This is a genomic window from Nostoc sp. (assembly GCF_036917975.1).
Taxonomy (GTDB): Bacteria; Cyanobacteriota; Cyanobacteriia; order Cyanobacteriales; family Nostocaceae; genus Nostoc.
Genome location: NZ_JBALEJ010000113.1, coordinates 1 through 22477, shown reverse-complemented (window position 1 = coordinate 22477; position 22477 = coordinate 1). Strand labels below are relative to the sequence as shown.

General features: G+C 41.6%; 21 protein-coding genes. 11 read left to right on the top strand and 10 right to left on the bottom strand.

The features are described 5' to 3' along the window. Positions 1-4 precede the first annotated feature (4 nt). Complete coding sequence (locus V7K76_RS33680; RefSeq protein ID WP_334776852.1) at positions 5-2731, top strand: protein kinase domain-containing protein; 2727 nt, start codon at positions 5-7, stop codon at positions 2729-2731. Between the two features lie 120 nt (positions 2732-2851). On the opposite strand, the gene V7K76_RS33675 is transcribed toward V7K76_RS33680, so the two are convergent. After that, complete coding sequence (locus V7K76_RS33675) at positions 2852-4204, bottom strand: GAF domain-containing sensor histidine kinase (RefSeq protein WP_334776850.1); 1353 nt, start codon at positions 4202-4204, stop codon at positions 2852-2854. Positions 4205-4489: 285 nt separating this feature from the next. Here V7K76_RS33675 and V7K76_RS33670 point away from each other — a divergent pair, with 285 nt between their 5' ends. Continuing rightward, entirely contained in the window at positions 4490-4807 is a 318-nt protein-coding gene (locus V7K76_RS33670; RefSeq protein ID WP_099100497.1) for a DUF3155 domain-containing protein, read from the top strand. 450 nt (positions 4808-5257) lie between these two features. Here V7K76_RS33670 and V7K76_RS33665 read toward each other — a convergent pair whose 3' ends face one another. Together V7K76_RS33665 and V7K76_RS33660 are read right to left on the bottom strand one after the other, a co-directional pair. Beyond that, positions 5258-5788: a cofactor assembly of complex C subunit B gene (locus tag V7K76_RS33665; protein ID WP_334776848.1), complete on the bottom strand. Its 531-nt coding sequence runs from the start codon at positions 5786-5788 to the stop codon at positions 5258-5260. A gap of 148 nt (positions 5789-5936) precedes the next feature. After that, positions 5937-6284 (bottom strand): PadR family transcriptional regulator, encoded by a 348-nt coding sequence (locus V7K76_RS33660; RefSeq protein WP_334776847.1) that lies wholly within the window; start codon positions 6282-6284, stop codon positions 5937-5939. 797 nt (positions 6285-7081) lie between these two features. Here V7K76_RS33660 and V7K76_RS33655 point away from each other — a divergent pair. From V7K76_RS33655 to rpsN, 6 genes are all read left to right on the top strand, one after another. Next, positions 7082-7660, top strand: a complete 579-nt coding sequence (locus tag V7K76_RS33655; protein ID WP_334711516.1) for a DUF3611 family protein — start codon at positions 7082-7084, stop codon at positions 7658-7660. A 309-nt stretch (positions 7661-7969) separates the two neighbouring features. Then, a complete protein-coding gene (locus tag V7K76_RS33650; protein ID WP_334776846.1) occupies positions 7970-8287 on the top strand; it encodes a hypothetical protein in 318 nt (105 codons plus the stop codon). A 333-nt stretch (positions 8288-8620) separates the two neighbouring features. Further along, on the top strand, positions 8621-9901 hold the full coding sequence (serS, locus tag V7K76_RS33645) for a serine--tRNA ligase (RefSeq protein ID WP_334776845.1): 1281 nt from the start codon (positions 8621-8623) through the stop codon (positions 9899-9901). Positions 9902-10041: 140 nt separating this feature from the next. Further along, a complete protein-coding gene (gene rseP, locus V7K76_RS33640) occupies positions 10042-11142 on the top strand; it encodes an RIP metalloprotease RseP (protein WP_334776844.1) in 1101 nt (366 codons plus the stop codon). Between the two features lie 23 nt (positions 11143-11165). Then, the gene (gene nth, locus V7K76_RS33635) at positions 11166-11837 is read left to right on the top strand and encodes an endonuclease III (protein ID WP_334776843.1); all 672 of its coding nucleotides are present in this window, start codon (positions 11166-11168) and stop codon (positions 11835-11837) included. A gap of 77 nt (positions 11838-11914) precedes the next feature. Next, entirely contained in the window at positions 11915-12217 is a 303-nt protein-coding gene (rpsN, locus tag V7K76_RS33630; protein ID WP_334776842.1) for a 30S ribosomal protein S14, read from the top strand. Positions 12218-12302: 85 nt separating this feature from the next. Here rpsN and V7K76_RS33625 read toward each other — a convergent pair whose 3' ends face one another. Beyond that, a complete protein-coding gene (locus tag V7K76_RS33625) occupies positions 12303-12632 on the bottom strand; it encodes a hypothetical protein (RefSeq protein ID WP_012410384.1) in 330 nt (109 codons plus the stop codon). A gap of 105 nt (positions 12633-12737) precedes the next feature. Between V7K76_RS33625 and aat the strand changes: the two genes are divergently transcribed. Continuing rightward, on the top strand, positions 12738-13313 hold the full coding sequence (gene aat / locus V7K76_RS33620; RefSeq protein ID WP_334776841.1) for a leucyl/phenylalanyl-tRNA--protein transferase: 576 nt from the start codon (positions 12738-12740) through the stop codon (positions 13311-13313). 71 nt (positions 13314-13384) lie between these two features. Here the strand turns inward: aat and V7K76_RS33615 are convergent, their stop codons facing one another. From V7K76_RS33615 to fni, 3 genes are all read right to left on the bottom strand, one after another. Next, positions 13385-14020 carry a glutathione S-transferase family protein gene (locus tag V7K76_RS33615; RefSeq protein WP_334776840.1) on the bottom strand — a complete coding sequence of 212 codons (636 nt, stop codon included), beginning with the start codon at positions 14018-14020 and terminating at the stop codon, positions 13385-13387. A 105-nt stretch (positions 14021-14125) separates the two neighbouring features. Beyond that, entirely contained in the window at positions 14126-15961 is a 1836-nt protein-coding gene (sppA, locus tag V7K76_RS33610; RefSeq protein WP_334776838.1) for a signal peptide peptidase SppA, read from the bottom strand. Positions 15962-16186: 225 nt separating this feature from the next. After that, entirely contained in the window at positions 16187-17257 is a 1071-nt protein-coding gene (gene fni / locus V7K76_RS33605) for a type 2 isopentenyl-diphosphate Delta-isomerase (RefSeq protein ID WP_334776836.1), read from the bottom strand. Between the two features lie 153 nt (positions 17258-17410). On the opposite strand from fni, the gene V7K76_RS33600 reads away from it, so the two are divergent. After that, positions 17411-17998, top strand: coding sequence for a Uma2 family endonuclease (locus V7K76_RS33600; RefSeq protein WP_334776835.1), 588 nt, complete (start codon positions 17411-17413; stop codon positions 17996-17998). A gap of 242 nt (positions 17999-18240) precedes the next feature. Continuing rightward, entirely contained in the window at positions 18241-18384 is a 144-nt protein-coding gene (locus V7K76_RS33595) for a hypothetical protein (RefSeq protein ID WP_334776834.1), read from the top strand. 260 nt (positions 18385-18644) lie between these two features. Here V7K76_RS33595 and V7K76_RS33590 read toward each other — a convergent pair whose 3' ends face one another. The 3 genes from V7K76_RS33590 to V7K76_RS33580 form a co-directional block, all read right to left on the bottom strand. Next, the gene (locus tag V7K76_RS33590) at positions 18645-19718 is read right to left on the bottom strand and encodes an SGNH/GDSL hydrolase family protein (protein WP_334776833.1); all 1074 of its coding nucleotides are present in this window, start codon (positions 19716-19718) and stop codon (positions 18645-18647) included. A gap of 491 nt (positions 19719-20209) precedes the next feature. Further along, positions 20210-21607 (bottom strand): S-layer homology domain-containing protein, encoded by a 1398-nt coding sequence (locus tag V7K76_RS33585; RefSeq protein ID WP_334776831.1) that lies wholly within the window; start codon positions 21605-21607, stop codon positions 20210-20212. A gap of 198 nt (positions 21608-21805) precedes the next feature. Beyond that, on the bottom strand, positions 21806-22477 hold a 672-nt coding region (locus tag V7K76_RS33580; RefSeq protein WP_335030421.1), incomplete at its 5' end, for a group II intron reverse transcriptase.

The following is a 22477-nucleotide window of genomic DNA, read 5'->3' as shown; positions in this document are numbered from 1 at the left end:
TACTATGTACTTAGAAAAAGAAGATAACCTTAAGCAAGAAAATGATAAGTATTCGTTTAAAACATTAGGGGGTAATAGCCAAAATTTTTATTTGACACTGGATGAAAAAGGGCAGCCTATTAAACTTGGTGACGGCACTTTTGGCATAGTATTTGCAGTCCACGATAGTAATAAAGAAGACAGATTTGCTGTTAAACTTCTTTACGATCATAAGGTCGATCAGTCACGTTTTGAAAATGAAATTAAATCAACACAAGAACTTACGCGAGCCAAGGGAGAGAGAAAAATTTTTGGTGTTATCAGAACAGTTGGTTCGACTAATTTATTTCAAGAATCAAATGTATATAAGACACTAAAGGGATTTTTTGAGCCATTAAGAATCTCAAACTATGCTCTAGTAACCGAGAAGTATGATGCAACACTAAAAGACATTTTAGAAAGAGACGGTAAACAAAATACAGAAGAGGATAAATCTCAAAACATTACTCTTGGGAACCTTACAGGATATGAGATTCTTAGACAGATGACCTTTGAAGAGCGTATAGCTAATATACTTCCATATTTAAAAGATATTGCTCAAGGTCTTGTAACTCTTCATAAAGCTGGTCTGTTACACCTCGATATGAAACCTGCAAATATTTTCGTAAATGAAGAGGGTTCTGAGGTTAAGGCTGTGATTGGTGATCTTGGTTTTCTCTTACCAAAAAGAGATCCAATAACTGCATCTTTGCCAATAGCTAATGCAGAGCTACCTCTTGGAACACGTCACTACCGTTCACCTGAACAAAAAGACTATTTTGATATTTGTGATGCAGATATTCAAGTAGATACCGAGAACCATAAAGTTGAGCTTATTAGTACCGATCCTAAACTTCGTGATTCAATTATTGGAAATAACGATTTTGTAGTTTTTAGTAAGAATAAAGAACAGTATGAAATTGAGTCAATCTCTCTTGACGATAACTCATCAATACGTATTTTTTTGAATGTAAATAATGAGGTTATTAAAAATATTAATAATGATCATAAAACACAGATTTTATTGTACAAACGGCAAGGCATACAAACTGATCTATTTGGTTTGGGAGCTATTTTCTTTGACCTACTTACTTGTGGAGAATCGCCAGAGCGTTTTTATGATAATATTCGAATAATCTATGACAAAAAGGAGAAGAAAGTTGATGAAATAATGGAAGACTATGAAAAGGTTTTTACTCTTCAATCTAGTGAACCAAGTTTAGTTCAGGTATTTGAGCCTTTTAAGCTTCATAAAAATTCAACAATATATGCTCCTCGCGAAATTGTTGAAATTATTCTAAAGTGCATACTTTACAAAGCAGGAAATACTTTTTATACCCTTAGCGATGAAAGTTCTGAGAAAATAGCTGTGCAGCTTGTGCTTGATAAAATACTGGAATTGGAACAGAGTAGAAATTTCGACTTTAGAAGAACAAATAATAGTCTTTATCGCCGCAATTGGGAAAAGCAAAATAATTCACCTACTCCAAGTTTTTTAGAAGCACTCAAAGAACTACAGAATTTGGATAAGGATAAATTACCTGCTCGTTTTGTCAGAGGATTTTGGTATTTGGATAAAATATCTGAGTTAGTTAATCGCTCTGTCCAATCTTCATCCTCGCAGAATTCATTCTCATTTAGTGAGTTACATCCTACAAACTTGGTTATTAGAGAGACAAGTGGTGAACCAGAAAATCTAACTATAAGGTTTCAGGCATACAAGACGGAAGAGTATTATAAAAAAGATTTAAGAAGTGACTCTGTATATACAAAAATTACTCGTGATATGGGAAATCCCTTTGTTCCAAATTATTTAGCGTTTCTGCGTCGGAAAATTAAAATTAAAACTAAAGAATTAGAGAATCAAAAACATGAATATCAATTTTTAGATTCGTCTTCTTATAGAAAGAATATTGAAAAGGGAGATTGGATTATAATAAAGCCTCAAAATAACACTACAAATGTATTGTTGCAAGTTGAATTTTCTGAAGGCCCTAATTTAACTTATAAACACGTCTCGTTTAAGGAAGAAAATAAAGATGAAGTATCGAGAATTATAAACAATATTACTAATAGTGAGATAGTCAGGGAAGTTGTGTACTACCAAAATATCGAACCTTGTGTTTATTATTTAAACATGATAGGTATTTATATATATAATATATTTTTCGTAGGCATTGAAAACAATACTTACAGTAAACCAGGAATAAATGATATTATTAATAGTCTTTTGACTATTAATAATTCTCTTAAAAATAAGAAGATAAATATAATAGAACCATATAATGATAATGAACAAAAAAAGAACTTTTTTGATAGTTTTAGCAAGCGCCCAAAAAATCTAAAGACGTCTAAAATTAAAGAAATTCTTGAAAGAGTTGCTTCTATCTATCTAAAGTTGACTATTCATGAAAGTGAGAATTCCTATTATAATAGTCGCAAAGAAGATAAGGAGCGAATTACTTTACTGCTTGAAGACCTTGAGAAACTAAAGCGTAATATTACTGATTTTATCAATATCGATGAAGTCCAAACTGTCCTCCTTAGATCATATCTTAGTGATGAGTCGCTTGAAAAAATACCAACACTGTCTGAATTAATAAATAATAGCCCGATAGGTGTATCTCTAGAGTTTGATAAGCTAACTTCTTCGCTGGTTGAAGTACAGTCAGGTAATATGACAATACGCTTGGATGATATGCTAACTCTTTAAATGCTGACTATAAATGTGAATAATACTTAGCTGTTTGATTGTTAAAAGTCATAATCATAGGTTAGGATTTTGAGCAGTCTTAAAGGTTAAAGAAAAACGCGATCACCTGTTCTGAATAGACTAACTTTTAGCTTCCGGCAACCAAATAATAAAGGTAGTCCCCGGCGCATTGGGTGAAGTTAGCTTAGAGTTGATTGCAGGGCTGAAAACCTCGATTTCCCCCTGCATTTGCTCTATTAATTGTTTAGCGATCGCTAACCCCAAACCTGTACCTGGGATTTCTGTTTGCCCTTGTACACCCCGATAATGCCGTTCTCCAAGATGTTCTAAATCTTGGGGTGGAATTCCTGGGCCATTATCACTAATGACTATTCCCTGAAAATTCGCTTTTTTTTGCCCCGCCTGAATCAAAATTTTACCACCAGTGGGAGTGTATTTCAAAGCATTATCAATAATATTAGTTAACACCTCTCGTAATGCTTTGACGTTGGCACGTACTAGAGATGAATTTTGTTGAATTTCAGTTATGAGTTTTAGCTTTCGCTCTTGGGCGATCGCTTTGGCTGATATTAACAATGGTTCTAATATATCTGCTAACGAGCAGTCAACTGCTTTATCTCCCGTTCCCGGCAATAATAGCGGCGGTTTCGCGTCCTTTTGGATAGTTGCTTCTACAAATACTTCATCTTCTGTCAGAAGTGGTGCTAAATCTGTCTCTGTCAAGTCAATTACTTGCTCAAATTGTTGCAGCAATTCTTGGAGGCGATCGCTTTCCCGCACAATACTATTTGCCACATCCCGGTTAGCGTCTGCTGGCCGTAGTCGTTTCAATAGCAGTTTACCAAAAGTCCGCAACGCCGTTAATGGGTTACGAAACTGATGCAACAGGTTATCCAGTAAATCGCGCTGTTTTTCTTGAAGAATTTGTTGCTCACGCAACTGCTGCTCAAACCAGGCTCGTCTCTGATCTAAAATACATGCGATCGCTAATGTTTGGGCTATCCGTTGAATCTGACTTTGCTCATGTTCATTCCACGCCCGATCTTTCCTACCTGTCACTAGTAACCCCATCATCACACCCTCATAGACCAGAGGTAAAACAATTTGGTTGCCACTAAGTAGGTATTCCTCTTTTAGATCGGGTTGAGACGCATCTGGCATCTCAGACTCCCGTGACGAATTTGGAGATTCTAAACCTGTTGTCAATAACCTTCGGTGATGATTGGGTAATACAAACACATTTCCAACTTGAATTTGCTTGTATGCCGTCGCTTCAGCAGTCTCCTCCCCTGGCGGTAATAATGCTGTTTCGGGGTAAATTACCACAGGAATAAGTTTTGCATCGCCGGCAGGAGTTTCTACCAATTCTTGTGTTAAGTACACAATACTTAAAGTTGCTCCCAGCCCTTGGGTTAGCAGTGCTATTTGCTCTCGACACAGAGCAAGAAAATCGGAACTGGCAGACATTAACATTTTTTAGCTCTTGCTCAAGATTATAGATTTTGAGGCATGATGTAAGAGAGGATACTTAATTTTTACCTCACTCATTTAATAAAGCTTAACTAAAATCTTCTTAGAGATGGTTTCTACTAAGGGATTATATTCTTAGGTGATTTTGTTTTGTCTATGTTCAAAGATATTAACTTTCTTATATTAAAAGGTTAAAAACTATTGATATTCTGAACTAGAACCTATATAATGACGACGGATTTTGTAGCTATCACTACAATCTATAGCTTGAAAGAGGAGGACAATAGATTGGCAAGGAGACGCAAAAGGAAGAGTCGTCGTCGTCAGGAAGGACGGCGCATTTTGGAACACGTGCCTCAATATAGCATCGAAAGTGGCGAAGAAAAGCCTGTGACAGCAGCGAGAAGATTCATTCAAGCTGAAGGAATTTTGCCACCAGCGTTGCTACTCGTAAAGCGCAATGAACACACCACAGATCGTTATTTCTGGGCAGAAAAGGGACTGTTTGGTGCTCAATACGTAGAGGAAAACCATTTCTTGTTTCCTAGTTTGAGGGTGTTAGAACCTTCGCCAGGTCAGGAACCTCTTGCTTTAGCTGGTAGGTGAACCTATAAATGGTCATCTTAGGCATTGAATGTGGCTCCTGACTATCATTAACTGGCAAAATTGCTAAGTTTATGCAAAATTTAATTTTTTTTTAGTTTGTAGCTGATTTGCCAGTAAATCTAGTCCAGGTAGTTGGAAAGTAAACCTGTCTCAAACCACGCTAGATTGCATGGGTTGATACTATTTTGATGATGCAGAAGGGAGTAGGTATAGAGCCAGGCGCGTTTAAAAGTGCTAGTGAAGTTGCGCTCTTATGCCGTAGATATTGAGAAAGCTCTGTCAATGAATTTAAGTTAATGAATTTAAATTTTTTCCCCACGACACAAGTCGTGGGGAAAACTGACAAAGCATTGGTCTTGATTTCCTCCTTCCTACTTTCCATTGCCGAAAGAGTAGGTCAGGTCAGAAGTCTGCATATCATAGTTAAAAGATGGTCACGAAAATCAACAATTATTTCCCAGGCTTTAGCTGTAGAGTCCTCTGCAACTCACTGAGTTCATCTCGATGGGCAACTACGGTGATCCTACTTGAGGAGGTTTGTTCGCTCTGAGTTGTTTCTACTTTGAGCGACACCTTCTCAAGTCTTCCAGACTTTTTCCAATAAAATAGACCACTTAAGGGCGACAGCAGAACCATAGCCAGAACAACGGTACTCAGGCGAGGAAAAAGCAGGTATACAACCAAAGATAGACAAATAATCCCGGTAGCTGCGAGTAAAGTTAGGAATATAGCTAAGAACCAACTGGGGCGAACAAAACCTTCAAAAGTCACTTGGTTTTGTTCTCGGTCTACCGCTGCCACTCGGTAAGACCGCGATCGAAAATACTCTTTTAATTGAGACATCAAAGCAGCTTCGTCTTGCTCAGATACCAGTCGCGCTATTTCTGTGCGGTCTTTAGTCGAGGCGCGAATAAAGAAAAACAGCCCAACCGATAACAACAAGGTTAGCAGGAACGTAGATGGCAGAATAGCAGTATCCATAACGAATTGTTAATGTTTGACTGGAGGAGACTTATTCATTATCAATTATTCGTTATACCAATTTGAACAATGATTACGACAAACTGAGCGCCAAAAAGCGATTACCAGCGACTCTTCCAAAATCTAAAATCTAAAATCTAAAATCCTATTACTTTGTCCTCCCGTTAATGTAGTGTTGCCAAAGAAAAGCTAAATCCTGAGCTTGAACTTGCCATTCGGGAGAAACTTGGTACATCCGCCTGGGGCGTCCCCGTCCTTCGAGTTTCTTCCAATATCCAGTGATTGCCCTTTGGTCTTCCAGAAATTTAATTGCACTATAAAGTACGGTATCTGAAAGCCGATAGATGGGATACTCAGTTTCTAATTGCTCGATCAACTCGGTTCCGTAGGATTCCCCTTGTAATAAAACAGACAGTATGTAACAAACTGCAAGTTCCTGACAAAGGTAAGTTGGCGGAGGATTCTCAAAAAAATGATATATATCCTCAAGTTTCATGGTTAGTGAATGGCTAAAGAAATGCCTTAGGGTAAGGTCTACAAGGATTGTAGTCAGTATACAGTGCTACTGCTAAGTGAGTAATACATATAAAGCTACTTAGACTAGATATCCATTGCGTAAACACCAAATAATCACCCACGTCTGTGAAGTTGTGGGAAGAGTTTGCGAGTTTTAGGGGTACAAAATAATGTATCCCTACCTAAGCTCGATACAGTGTGTTGAGGAGCGAACAGACAGTGGCGAAGTCACTATCTAGGTGTGAAGTGATGCCAAAGTGGTTAGAACCGCTTAAGCAATAAAATGCCATCGAAGAAATTTTACAGGTAAAATGCTATTTTGTCTGTAAATGTTAATAAACACTTTGTTTTACAGTAATTTTCCCAATGCGGATTATTAAAGCTTACGCTAAGGGATTTGTCTGGGTTAAAGCTGCTACGCTAGTGAAAACACTTAAGTAGCAACCATTGCTGCTTTCCTCGACAAGATAATCTCTTGTCTCTTGTGGCAAGTGTGATAGTAAATTTATCTAAAGAAGACTCAAAGGCGGGGGAAAAACCTGACTTTTCAAGTTATGTGGAAAACCCCACGAAAACCTAACCCCAACTCGTTGCGGGAAGGGGGGAAAATTCAAAGTCTCTCTCCTTTAAGGAGAGAGAAATAGAAGTGAGGTTTTCTAAATACCGTGAAAAGTCAGAAAGAAGATGGGGAAAAGCGGGGACACGAGGAAAGAATTCTCTATGTCCCCACGTCACCGTTTCCCCTTGTCCCTTAATCAAGCGCAGCACATTGGTACTATGTCACAAACTCCCGATGCCCCATCATCTTCCTCAACTCTCCGGGCAATTGCCCAAACTTTTCGCCTTACAGGTTGGATTAGCTTCTGGATTCAGCTAGTGCTAGGCGTTGTTTCTAGCATAATAGTGCTGCTGTTCGCCGTCTTTAATCAAAAAACTGGCAGTCCTAGTAATAATCCTGGGACTGGCTTTGGTGTATTTTTAGCAATTTGTGGACTGGTTGTTTTGGGTGGAGGCATTTATTTAGCTTACCGTTACACTAGAATTGGCAAGCAATTAGAATCCTCCAATCCCAGCAACCGCCCTCGCAAAAGTGAGACTGTGCAAGTATTACGCTTAGGGCTGTGGGTGAATTTAGGAGGAACGCTGGTGACTCTATTGGGGGCGCAAGCGATCGTTGGCACACTGGTAGCAAGATCCATCTCTCCGCAAGCGATAACTACCCAATTTTTTGACCCTACCCGAATTATTAGCGGTCTAGATATGCTTGTGGTACAGGCAAACACCAACACCGTCTCAGCGCACTTTGCAGGGCTTGTGGCGTCACTTTGGTTACTCAATCGCATTAACCGTCCTTAATAAGCTGTTGTGATTATAGTTTGCACATTGAGGCGGCAGGGGAGCAGGGTGCAAGGGAGAGGATTTACAGGTTTTGCAATCATGCTTGTGATGCAATTTGCAGGCACAACAGCTTACAAGTGGGGAGTCGGGGAGAGTAAATAATTTTCCCCTATCTTTTTTTATTTAGCAAATTAATTGCGTAATCCTATTCTACTTTTCCGTAAAATATAGCCCAAGGTGTGAAGACAACTATAGATTATTTGAAAAAAACATCCTGCTAAAAAGTGGCACAGGGATGATAAACATCTTTTTTGGAAGTCTTACACTATGAAAAATCAACCAGGACAGAAATTTAATCAAGAAGCTTGGAGATTTGGCGTACAGGTTTTCTTTAGTAGCATCGTACTGGGACTGTGCATTTTCAAACTTGCTTCACCAGGGGATGAGAAGAATATTGCGCTTTACTGGGGTGGTTTATCAAGTGTACTTGCGTACTGGCTACCTTCACCTGGGCAAAATAGAGACGAGAAGGAACCACCGAATATCACTCAAAAGACATTTGCGGCAACTGAAAACGCTAATGGCAATGGTCAAATTCTGGCTCAGGTTGCTGAAACGACAGTGACTTCAAATACCAGTCCATAATTGGTTAAATGCATTATCTACTTTCGTAGCCCTGGCAATGATGCTAGGGTAAAATTTTGATAATAAACCTCGTCTAACTTGAGAACTGTAGTTTTTTACCAAAATTTTGCGATTGCTTCCTACCCTGCGGGAACGCTAAGAGCGAACGTCGCAATGACACAACAGAATAATTCAAAACTCCAGGTTTCAACATGGACGAGGTTTAGGTTAAGACTGATTTTTCTAAAAAACTTTGTTTTCCCAGTCACAGCAAACCGAAATTACTATATGCTGGATGCTTATGTGTTAACTGTATTGACAAAAAGATAATAGGCTAAAAACTGAGAAAAATCTGTGCTGGATATCAAGCAAATACGGGAAAATCCGCAATTCGTTCAAGAAAGATTGAATAGTCGTAGTGGTAAATACGACATTGAACCGATATTACTGTTAGATCGGCAACAACGGGAACTTGAAGGGACGCGTAGTCAACTCCAAGCCCGGAGCAACGAAATTGGTAAAATTGTCGGGCAGAAGATTAAATCTGGGATTAATCCTCAAGACCCAGAAATTCAAACTTTGCGGGATGAAGGTAACTCTGTCAAAGTGACGTTGAGCCAACTGGAACCCCAAGAAAAAGAACTCAAAGCTGAAATTAACCAACTTTTGTTGGCACTTCCCAACTTGCCAAGCGACTCTACACCCCTTGGTAAGAATGAGGAAGATAATGTAGAAGTGCGGCGTTGGGGTGATGAGTACATTCCCCAAAATGCGAATATTCTCCCTCACTGGGAAATTGGCGAAAAGCTGGGTATTCTCAATGTCGAACGAGCTGTAAAAGTTGCCCAAAGTCGCTTTGTGACATTGATAGGCGCTGGTGCGGCATTGGAGAGGGCATTAATTCAATTTATGCTGACTCTTCATACTCAAGCTGGGTATGTGGAAGTCAGTCCGCCGTTGTTAGTGAATACTGAGTCTTTGACGGCGACCGGTCAGTTACCCAAGTTTGCTGAAGAAAGTTTTAAATGCGCCGATGATGATTTGTGGCTGATTCCGACGGCGGAAGTTCCAGTTACAAATCTCTATCGGGGTGAAATTCTCGCTGCTGAAGATTTGCCTATTTACCACTGTGCTTTTACTCCCTGTTTTCGCCGCGAAGCTGGTAGTTATGGGCGGGATATGCGGGGATTAATTCGCCTGCATCAGTTTAACAAGGTGGAAATGGTGAAATTTGTCGAACCCAGTACGTCTTTTGATGAACTGGAGAAATTGGTGGGGAATGCAGAAGCAATTTTACAGGCGTTGAAGTTGCCTTACAGAGTAGTAAATTTAAGTACTGGGGATTTGGGATTTGCCTCTACCAAAACTTATGATTTAGAGGTTTGGTTGCCCTCTTCTGGCAAATACCGCGAAATTTCTAGCTGTTCCAATACTATAGATTTCCAGGCGCGACGGGCTGATATTCGCTTCAAAGAGGCGGGGAAGAAAGGAACTCAGTTTGTACATACTCTGAATGGTTCGGGTTTGGCGGTAGGAAGGACGATGGCAGCAATTTTGGAAAATTATCAACAACCTGATGGGACGGTGAAGATACCAGAAGTATTGCAACCTTACTTGGGACGTGAAGTTTTATAATTTGTCATTAGTCTTTTACCAATGCCCCATGACGGCAGTTGCTCCACTTGGGGAGACCCCAAGACCGCACTGCCTCCCCAATGCCCAATGCCCAATTAGAATGGAGATAACTATAGCTTAATATCTTCACAATTTACTCTATGTCAGTTTTAGCAGCGATCGCAGTCTTGGCTGTTTTGATCTTGGTACACGAGTTGGGACATTTTGTTGCAGCACGTTCTCAAGGCATTCTCGTTAACCGTTTTTCTTTGGGTTTTGGCCCAGTTCTTTTGAAGTACCAAGGTTCACAAACCGAATATGCTATCCGCGCTTTTCCTTTAGGCGGCTTTGTGGGCTTTCCCGATGATGACCCCGATAGCGATGTTCCACCCAATGACCCAAATCTGCTGCGTAACCGTCCAGTTTTAGACCGGGCGATAGTTATCAGTGCCGGAGTAATTGCCAATTTAATATTTGCTTACTTGGTGTTGGTTCTGCAATTGGGTATTGTCGGCATTCCCAAAGAATTAACCTATCAAGCTGGTGTCTTTGTACAGCCTGTTAATCAAGAATCTGTTGCCTATCAAGCAGGAATTCGGGAAGGAGATATTATTCTGGCTGTTAACGGTCAAGAACTCCCGGCTTCTGATAAATCAACTCCTTTGCTGACTAAAGAAATTCAAACTCATCCCAATCAGCAAATCGAACTGAAAATTCTGCGTGAGAAACAACAACAAACCCTGAAATTAACGCCAAAACTGGGAGCCGATGGCAAAGGTGTAGTTGGTGTGGCACTTAGTCCAAATGCTACGGCAATTTATCGCCGCCCTAATAGCCCTTTTGAAATTTTCGGCATTGCTGCTAATAGATTTCAACAATTATTTGTTGGGACACTGAGCGGTTTTGGTCAGTTAATTACCAATTTCCAACAAACGGCTGGACAAGTTTCTGGGCCAGTTAATATTGTCAAAATAGGTGCGAAATTAGCTGAGGATAATAGTGCAAACCTGTTGTCTTTTGCGGCAATTATCAGCATTAACTTGGCTATTATCAATATTTTGCCTTTACCTGCTTTGGATGGCGGACAACTGGCTTTTCTGCTGATTGAAGGTTTGCGCGGTAAGCCTGTACCTGCCCGGATTCAAGAAGGTGTAATGCAAACCGGTTTGGTGTTACTCTTAGGCTTAGGAATTTTTCTGATTGTCAAAGAAACTACCCAATTAACTAGTCAATTGGAGTGGGTACAAAAATTGTTCCAGTAAAAATAGGGAGTGGGGAGTAGGGAGTGGGGAGTAGGGAAAAGAAACTTTTACCTTTAAAGAAGCGATCGCTAGAAATTTTAGCTCGTCTGAAGCGTCTTTATCCAGATGCTACTTGCTCTTTGACCTACTCAACGCCAGTACAATTGTTGGTGGCAACGATTCTCTCGGCTCAGTGTACTGATGAGCGGGTAAATAAGGTGACACCAGCTTTATTTGGTAAGTTTCCTGATGCTGAAAGTTTGGCGATCGCTGACTTGGTAGAATTAGAAAGTTTGGTGCGTTCCACAGGGTTTTATCATAATAAAGCTAAAAACATTCAAGCCGCCTGTCGAATGATTGTCACCGAGTTTAACTCTGTTGTCCCTAATCAAATGGAACAGTTGTTAAAGCTTCCAGGTGTGGCGCGGAAGACAGCAAATGTAGTCTTGGCTCATGCTTATGGTATTAATGCCGGCGTGACAGTAGATACTCACGTCAAGCGCCTCAGCCATCGTTTGGGTTTAACTGAACATACAGACCCCGTTCGGATTGAGCAAGATTTAATGGGTTTATTGCCTCAGCCTGATTGGGAAAATTGGTCAATTCGGCTGATTTATCACGGTCGTGCTATTTGTAAAGCCCGCTCTCCCGTCTGCGTTGCTTGTGAGCTTGCTGATTTATGTCCTGCTGCGAATCAGCCAGTGGTTGTAGGATAAGCGACGGGTGTAACCCCAGAATTGATGGAGAGACTGTAGAATGGAAAACGGTGTCTTTAAATTAAGTTAGAGAATTTATGGCGAAAAAGAGCTTGATTGAGCGCGAAAAAAAGCGCACTAGGTTGATAGAAAAGTATGCTGACAAGCGGGAAGCTCTTTTGGAAGAGTTCAGAAGTGCAGCATCTCCTCTGGAGAAGCTAGAAATCCACCGGAAGATTCAACAGCTACCCCGGAATAGTGCGCCCACTCGCCACCGCAACCGTTGCTGGTTGACTGGTCGTTCTAGAGGTGTTTACCGCGATTTTGGGTTGTCTCGGAACGTGCTACGGGAATGGGCACATGAAGGTCTTTTGCCTGGAGTTGTTAAGTCTAGTTGGTAAAAAGTTATGAGTGATGAGTTATGAGTGATGAGTTATTAATTGAGACAAACCTAACTCCTAACTTCTAACTCCTAACTCCTAGCTGTTATTGGCCACAACACTTATCAATTCCCAGACTTTCTAAGAGTAGATCGCTGACGGCGTTGGCGATCGCAAACTCTCCGTAGAAGCTATTAGAAAAATCATAGGACTGCATCTCTGTGACAATGGCAATTACCAGAGAACCAAGGTCGTTTTCTCCTTCCATCCGTTGACGCACAAAAATCTGTGCGGCTCGTTGGGCAATATTTTGGTTGACTGCTTCGGGGATAAATTCTGTATCTAGCCACCGTTGTAAGCGTTCTCGTAACCATTCACCTTCGAGTAGGGGGTTTTCGGGCGGTGGTAGGGTAATGGGTGGGATTGGTTGAGTCATTTTTTTTAACGCAGAGGGACGCGGAGGGAAACGCAGAGGTTGACTGTTAGCATCAAATTGCGTTTCTAAGAGTGTTTTTTTATATTTATTTATGCAATATGATATATGCAATATGATATCGCCGCTATTGTTGAGGGCTATGCACAAGGCTATTTTCTCATGGCTGATGAGCGCGATCGCCTGAGTTGGTACGGAAGTCGCGATCGGACTTTTATTCCTTTGGATGAACGGTTTCGCTACCCTAAGTCTTTGCAGCGCGTTATCAATCAAGAACGGTTTACCGTGGATATTAATCGGGATTTTCAAGCTGTGGTGGCTGGCTGTGCTGACAGAGAGACAACTTGGATTTCACCGGAATTACGAGAGATTTATTCGCTACTTTACCAGAATGGTTATGCTTATAGTTTTGAAACTTGGCAGGGTGACGAACTAGCCGGGGGAATTTTAGGGATTGTCATTGGTGGCGCTTTCATTGGTGAGTCGATGTTCTACCGCATTCCTGAAGGTTCAAAGGTGGCGATGGTGAAGTTGGTAGAAAGATTGCGTCAGAGGAAATTTGTGTTTTTTGATGCCCAAATGATGAATCCCCATTTGGAAAGATTTGGTGCTTATCGGGTTGAGGATAAAGAATATCAAATGCTACTTCAGCAAGCGTTACAACGTGCTTGTAACTTATTATAAAACAGGAGTCAGAATTCAGAATTCAGAATTCAGAATTCAGAATACTCTACCCTTGTTGTTATTTTCCCAAATTATTGAGAGGAGAAGTCGTATTTACCTCCACGCTCAAGGGCACGTTTGTAAGCAGGTCGCGTCTGAATGCGATCGATAAATTCTTTCAGCTTTGGCCGGCTCTCAACTTCTTTGGGCTGCATAGCGATTACTTCCAAAGGAAAACTCATTTGGATATCGGCGGCGGTAAATTCTTCACCCGCAAACCACGTATTTTTACGAAGTTCGCTTTCTATATAGTCAAAGTGAAGTTTTATCTGGGGTGCGACGAATCCGCTAACCACACTGCTGTCTCCTGCCCCGAAATTGTTCAATACCAACTGCATCACTAGCAGGGGCATTGCCGAGCCTTCGGCGTAATGTAGCCAATACTTGTAGCGCAGATACTCCGGCGTACCCGATGCTGGGACTAGCCGACCATTACCGTAGCGATCGATTAGGTATTCGACGATCGCCCCCGATTCAGCAATCGTCGAGTCTGCATCTGTAATCACTGGTGACTTGCCGAGGGGATGAACTTGGCGCAGCGATTCTGGTGCCAGCATCGTCTTTGCATCGCGTTCATAGAACTTGATCTCGTATTCGATACCTAATTCTTCGAGCAGCCATAGCACACGCTGCGATCGCGAGTTGTTAAGATGATGCACAACTATCATAAAACGTTCCTCTTCTGGTAGCTTATTGTTCTGTGACTGCTCCTACACTGTACTGTACTCAGTCAGTGTAGGCTCCTGGGCGACTCTTCTATGAAGACAAAGCATCTAATCAATCTTTAAGTTGAAAGGCAAGCGGGCGTAAATTCCTTGGGGATCGTTCATCTTTTGCAGAGTCTCTATTTCCTGTTGTAATTTTTGGAATTCAGTGGTGATGGGATTGGCTGATTTGAGTTTCGCCGACTCAATCCCTAAAGCAGTCCGCGCGTCTTCTGTTGCACGCCCAAAAAAGCGTTCTCCAAAACTGCTAGTGCGAGGATACTCTTGCACTTCCCAGTCTTCTCCTAGTTTCGCCTGCTTGGCAGTGTATGCGATCGCAGTATTCAAACCACCAATTTCATCCACTAAACCAATTTCTTTGGCCGCCTCACCCGACCAAACCCGTCCTTGGGCAATTTCTGCTACTTTTTGTTCTGGCAGTTTGCGACCTTGAGAAACTTTATTCAGAAACATACTATAAATCCGGTTAACACTGCGCTGATAAAGTTCCAACTCTTGAGGCGATTTCGGACGCGAAACTGTTTGACTATCAGCATAACGTCCGGTTTTCACTGAATCCCAAGTAATGCCATTATCATTAGCCAGCTTTTGCCCATTAAATAGCATCCCAAACACCCCTATGGAACCCGTAATGGTATTTGGTTCTGCAAAAATGCGATTTGAGTCGCTAGCAATCCAATAACCACCAGAGGCGGCGACATCGCCCATTGATACTACAACTGGTTTGACCTCACGAGTTAATTTCACTTCTCGCTGCATGACTTCGGCTGCGGTAGCACTACCACCAGGACTGTTAATTCGTAAGACAACAGCCTTCACATCCTTATCTTGTCGTAGTTTGTTGAAGATTTTAGCAAAGCGATCGCCTCCAACTTGCCCATCATCGCCTTTACCATCGACAATTTCACCCTCAGCATAAACCACGGCTATTTGATTTTTGGAGCTACGTTCTACACCCAAAGATTTGCCGGAAACTTGTGCGTAGCTATTTAGGCTAATTTGTCGGAATGTTTTGTCATCTTTATCGCTATCTGTCAACTTTTTCAGGTCTGCTACCACTTCATCGGGGTATTGTACTAGATCGACTAAACCGCTAGTTTTGGCTTGTGTGGCTTCTAGTAGCGCCTGATTATCTGCGATCGCCTGTAACTGGTTAGGTTCAATTTTTCGACTTGCGCCTACAGCAGTGCGCCACTCTCCCCAAACATCATCCAACAATTTCTGAGTTTGTTCGCGGTTTTCTGGACTCAACTTCTTGAGGATAAACGGCTCAACGGCTCCTTTAAATTTCCCTACCCGCACGACTTGAACACCGATACCATACTTTTGCAACGCTCCAGCTAAGAACATTGGTTGTGAACTCAAACCGTTGACTTCCATCATTCCCAGAGGATTAAGTATGATCGAATCCGCCACTGAACTAACGTAATATTCCTTTTCACTCCAATCACTGCCATAGGCCACAACCTTTTTCCCCGCAGCGCGAAATTCCTCCAGGGCTTTCCGAATTTCTTTCAGGGAGGCATAGCCGACGTTACCACCTTGGCTTGCGTTCGTTGCATCCAGATAGATCCCGACAATTCGCGGATCGCGCCGCGCCTTTTCCAAAGTTTCCAAAACTTTGCGGAGTGCAATTCTATCGTCCTCTACACCTGATATCGTGTTTTGAAACAGTTCACTTGAACTAGGTTCGCTATCAGTAATTTTCATTGACAAGTCAAAAACTAGCACTGACTTATCTTTCACATTTGGCCCAGTATCTTTAGAGGAACTAGCAGCCAATATCAGCAAGAAAAGTCCAGTGGTTCCTAAACCACCGAAAATAATTAGTCCTAGTAAAGTGCCAACTACACTAGCAAAAGTTTGTTTGATAAAATTACGCATTAGTTATTATTGGGGATTGGGGATTGGGGATTGGGCATGGGGCAAAACAGTTCCGAGTTCCGTTAGCGGTAGCGGGGCGTTTAGCCCGTTCCCAGTCCTGAGTAAAGAAATGAGATTCTCCACTCAGCACTCAGCACTCTTTACTCAGCACTCTTGAGGGGCATTGAGCATTGGTCATTTACAAATGACAAAGGACAAAGGACTAATGACTAATGCCCCATTTACTTATTCTATGCGCTGTAAACTACCAGAGTGCCTTAACTGATACAAGGTAGTGTTGCCAGTGCAAAATAAGACTGTGGTAATTTCGGCGATTAATACTTCAGCAAGTTCGGCTACTGCTGTCTCTGATGTTGCTGCTGCTTGCAGAAAAGGCATTGCTAAACCAGCGATATCGGCTCCCAAGGCGATCGCGGTTGCAACATCCAATCCATGCCGCAAACCTCCTGAGGCAATTAAAGGCACATCTGGTGCGTAGGCGTAGCCCGTCGTAGACATCGCTCTAATAGCTGTAATACACTCTGCTGTTGGTAAACCCCAATCGGCAAATGTCATCCCTAAGCGACGTTGTAAGGGACTTTCTGCCCGTTCGCTTTCTACTTTTGCCCAAGAAGTACCCCCCGCACCAGCGACATCAATTGCTGCTACTCCGGCGGCGATTAGTTTCTGTGCGATCGCTGCGGAAATGCCGTTACCAACTTCTTTTGCAATCACTGGCACTGGTAGCTTGCTGCATAATTTAGAAATCTTGTCAAGCAAACCCCGAAAATTAGTATCACCTTGGGGTTGAATGCATTCTTGTAGAGGGTTAATGTGTAAAATCAGTGCATCAGCCTCTAGAATATCAATTACCCGCAAACATTCATCTAGTCCGTACTTGTAGTTAAGTTGCACAGCGCCCAAGTTCGCAAATAGCAGAACATCGGGCGCATACTTGCGGACAGCAAAAGTATCAGCCACCTGGGGTTTTTCTACCGCGACTCGTTGGGAACCGACACCCATTGCAATTTTGTAATCTTGCGCGACTTTGGCCAAACGTTGGTTAATGATTGCAGCTTGTTCTGTTCCGCCAGTCATGGAAGAAATTAACAAGGGTGCGCCAAGGTGTTTTCCTAAGAAAGTTGTACTAATATCAATATCGTTGTGGTTTAGTTCGGGTAAGCAAGAATGAGTAAAGCGATAACGTTCCAGTCCATTGGTGATTTGATGAGACTGAACATCTTCCTCTAAACAGATCCGAATGTGATCGGCTTTGCGATTCTGAGTTTGTACAGAGATATTGGTAGGGGCGTTCACTGGTGGGTATGACTAAAAGTATTTGCTTGCGATCGCTATTGTTACATTGTCTGCAACCGTATTTGTATAACAAAAATATTTATTTTCACTATCTTTAGGGTACGTTACGCTATTGATAACAGAACCATTCCCCCATTTCGTGAGTTAATTAATATGGTTTTACAAACAGAAAAGCGCTACTACACTCCAGAAGAATATTTGGAATTAGAAGAGAAGGCTGAATATAAAAATGAATACAGAGACGGAGAAATTATACCCATTACAGGAGGAACAACTAACCACAATAAAATTGCACTTAATTTTTGTAGAAAATTTCCCCTGACAGTGCAAGGTCAAAATTATGACATATATATAGGCGATGTGAAATTAGCAATACCTCGTTATCGCATTAATACTTATCCTGATGTTATGGTCATCAAAGGTAAGCCTATTTACGAGGGAACAGGTAAAACAATTATCACTAATCCTTTATTGATTGTTGAAGTCTTATCAAATTCAACTAAAAATTATGATAAAACAGATAAGTTTAAATATTATCGTTCAATTCCTGGTTTTCAGGAATATATTATGATTGACCAGTATAGTTTTGCTGTGGAACAATTTACTAAACAAGCAGAAGGTCAATGGATTTTTAAAGAATATGAAGGTGAAGAGGCAAATTTAGTCTTCGATTCTATTGAATTTCAAATGACCTTGCGTGATCTTTACGAACGAGTTGATTTTGAGTTGATTGAGGAATAAAACCTAACTACTAAGGTGCGGGCTGTGGCGATCGCGTCGGTGGTTTTCATGCTCTTGAATACACGTATTTGGGTACATCTAAGGGTTGAGGGAATAAAACAGGAATGACTATTAAAACATTACCATCCGTCAGATAGCAGCCTTGCTCTAAGACACAATACCCCAAAAGAGTTACAGGATAAACAATATAGTAATTTGTGGTAAAACAATTAGAGCCTTAAAAAGTAATAAGCTCCAACACAATGACACTACTGCCGCAATTTAATGATTCTCTGAATCAGCAAAATACAGACCATAGCCTGACCTTTGCGGCAGCAAAACTTTCTGAACCAGTTCTGCTCAAAATCTGGGATAACCCTGATGATGCAGAATATGACAAACTATGAATTTGGTGATGTTGTTTTAGTCCCGTTTCCCTTTACTGACCAGACTACGACTAAAAAACGTCCAGCAGTAGTTGTAAGTTCTAATAAGCTAAAAATCTTTTAATTTGCATCCTCCAAAAAATAAATCTCTTGTGGGGTGGGCATCTTGCCCGCCCTAGTTGTACAAATTAAATGCGCCACAGCTTAACTATCAACGCGATCGTTCAGATTTAATATTGATAGCTATTACTAGTCAGGCTAACCCAGCAACTTCCTTTAGTTTAATTTTCAAGTGTTGTATGAGACAATTGTGCATCAACAACCCGACCTGCTGATACAAGTGCTGACCTTTTTTGTTGACGCTTCAGCACCCCTATAGCACCAAAAACACCAAGTGCTAAAATCCCCAAGTTGACCGAAGGTTCAGGGACAGACTTAGCATCAATCGCCGCCAGTGCAACATCTGCTATCACCTTCTGAGCAGCCGTTGTTGGGTGGAAATCGTCCCAGAAGAGAAAGTTGTTATTAGCTGGATCACATATATCTAACCTAGATAGACAAGACTCGGTTACATTTGTAAAACCGAATGTGCTTGCCTGATTAAATAAAGAATTAGTATCAATATAAGTAATGTTGAGATTAGGGTTTTGACTCAAAGTGCTTACAGTTTGTGCTAAACCTAAGTTAAACTGAGCAGACGAATTACTAAGGGTTGTAGGGTTGCGACCATCAGTTTTAGCCCCTGGTACCTTTCCTAAATCTGGCAAGTTAAATACCAAAATATTTTTTGCGCCGATTGCTGCCAGAGTATTCAACGCCTGAGATACATTACTGACTGGCGTAGCCGAGTCTTCAGGATTAGCAAAAAGTAAATCATTCGCGCCTGCCCATAATGTATAAAGTGCATTGGGATCGGCTGTTTGATGATTCGCTTGCAGAATTCCAGCAAAATCAGAGACTTGTTTGAGGACTCCCGGTAAACCTTGATTGGGAAAGACAGCGTTATCTAAACCAGTGCTAGCACCACCGTAAGCGAAGTTTATCCCTTGGGTAGGAACTGGTGTGGGAGGAATAGTAGTGAAATTTTTTATAATATCAGTCAATAAAGTGGGCTTTAATCCTAATTGATCTCCAAGATAATCCACCCAGATTGGCCCATTGGAAAAACGTCCTTGAAAGTAAGGCGGGCTTGGAGGATATGGATTACCTATAGCATTGGTAACATTGTATATATTGCCTGTATCAGAAAGACTATCGCCAAATACAAAAAGCTGATCGAAACTCGCAGCCGAGGCTTTGGTGGGTAACATGAAAGAAAATAGAACAAATCCGACTGCGACAGCTTGTTTTTTCATATTTGTTTGACCTGTGGTATTTTTTAGTCTGTTTAAAAGTGATGAAAGGGCGATCGTCTGACAAATTGTCCTTTGAGTTACTTCTTAATCCCCAATTCAAAACTAAGTACCTTTATGAAAAAAGTGAAGGTTTAAAACCTCGCCCCTTATGGGCGAAACAGTCCTTGTATCCCAAGGGTTGTTGAAACCCCTCTTCCCGTTGTGTCTGTCTTGATTCAATTGCGAATTGCGTTAGCGAGTCTTCTCCCAAGGGGAGACGCTAAGAGCGAACGAGCGTCATTGCGAATTGCGAATTGGTTTCATTGAGCTATTCCGCGTTATTATACTTAAAATATGCATAAAAAATTCATCAATTACAGATAAAAACGCTGAAAATACTTAGATTTACATTTTCTTCATCAAAAATCGTGATTGTGCAAAGAAATAGCAAAATTTACTACCTAAAACGTTGTAAATACTCACTTTTATGTTCAGGTTAAACTAACTGCTTTTTAACCTCTCTTTAACTTCACAGCCTCAGCAGCCGATACACCCTCACCCTGAGTGCCGAAGTACCACAAAGCCGTAGCAGCCTCAGTACGGGTTACTGGTTTTTTGGGTTGAAACAGAGTTGTATAACCAAACACCCGCCGAATATTCGATTGTTCGCTATTTTGGTAATCAGCTAACACTGCTCTTAAAGCCTTGGGGTCAATTCGTGCTGCATCTTGGAAGCCCCAGGTTTGTTTGACCGCATCTAAGTTAGCAGGGGGTAAAGCTTGGCGAGTATCTAGAGGTAATTTCCACAGTAGTAACTGTTCCCGCGTTAGGGGTGCATCAGGACGAAACAAAACTACTGTAGAGTCTCCAGACAAAGGACTAGGAATTAATCCAGCTTCGGCTAATCCCTGAATTGCTGGAAAATCAGGATCTTTTGCCGATACATCACTAAAAGCTGGTTGAGTACTTTCTGATGCCAAGCGAATTTGTTTAGCTGGATTGCTAGCATACATAGCATTGTTAGCAGCAATTAGCCAACGGGCATATTCCCGATGTGTAACGATTTTACTGGGTTCAAACTGTTTAGTAGTACTAATAGTAGAGTTGCTTTTAGTTGTCTTTGGCTCTAAAGATAAAACACCTAATGTAGCCAAGTCTTGGATATGTTGCCGCCATTCTTGGGGTACAACATTGAGATCGTTGAATACCTGAGATTCAGGTGTTACTGTCGGGATTGTTTGGTTATTAGCCGTACTTGGTGTCTGTGCTGCTAAGTTTGCAGGTGGTATTGGGCCAATGAACTGGGGATTTCCTGGTTGAGAAATGGCGTTAGTAGTTTCGCTAGGATTTGTAGTTGGGGCAGGTTGTGCCGTTGCAGGACTATTGGGTACGTAATCAATCAGTAATTCGGTAGCTGTTTGGGGTTGATTCGGTGTGGCGTTAGTAACTGATTTAGGCTGAATGGAAATCTTCAACAGCAAATCGTTACGACGTGCCTCAAAAGCGCCTCCTGCATCATCTGTTGGCTGTTGCAAAATCTGCCAGTTATTTGTTTGAAACTGGCTGCGATAAAAGCTAGCAATAAAGTTGCTGGGGTCAGAACTCAACCAACGAGTTGAGATTTTATTTTCTGAACTGCTAGCAGGTGTAACTTCCTCTAGTTTGGCATTGGAATATAGGGGAATATCTTTAGGAAAATCAGCTGGTAACTGAACTGTTGATTGGTTTTGCTGTGCTTGTGGTTGGTTAACCTGAGATTCTCCAAAGACAACTGGATTGCTTTGCAGCTTCGGATCTGCCGCCAAAGATTGCTCTAGGTTTTTGGCGACTGGACTGTTAGCACAGGCTGTTAAGGAAGTGAGTAGAACAGCCCAAATTAGAAATACAGCTGGACGTTTGCAGGGAAGCACAGGAAATCACAAATTGAGTTTCAATTCCTACCCTAGCGCAGACTGTTCATTAAGTGGGCATTGGGCATTGGGTATCGGACCAAGATAGTTCCGTTTGCAATAGCTAAGGTTTGGTAGAGTCGATGCCCGGTATTATCCGGGGCACCTCTCTGTTAGATCCGTGCGTGCAGCTTTCACTGCACACGGCTCCCGATGTTCTTAGCTTGCGCTTTTGCTCATGTGCTTGTAGTCGTGGCAACTCTCGTGAATTGCTTCAAGATTATTTTTCTTCCAGTTGGCGTGATTTCCATCAATGTGATGCAGGTGAATCCGTTCCTCATCGATGAACTTCAGACCGCAGGATGCACATTTATGGTTTTGCTTCTTGAGGGCTTTAGAGGTTTCGCCGTAGTAGAGCTTGCTTTTGCGTTCGCTCCAGTAGGCTGTGTCTCCGTCATAGGGGGATTTTGTTCCTTTAACCATGACGTATTTATTTTCGGAGTAGGAAACTGCTGGGAATGCTTTGTCTAGTAATTTCTTGCTAGAGTAGCGGTTTTGCTTGGTTTCCTTATTGAGTACCGTGTAGGTTCTTTTTTGGATGTGGTATAACGAGTTTCTAGACCCGTCCATCTTGCAGAACTTATGGTAGTTTCTCCAGCCTCTAACTACCGGGGCTAATTTTTCAGCCTTTGTGGTAGCACCATAATTCGAGTTGTTGACGATGTGTTTTACTTTCTTACGAAAAGCTTTGAAGTTGTCCACTGAGGGGGTACTTCTAAACTTTCCATTGCTCTGCACTTTGAAGTGCCAGCCGAGGAAATCAAACCCATCTGTCGCGGCGGTAACTTTGGTTTTCTTTTGGCTTACATTCATTCCGCGTTTGCGGAGGAA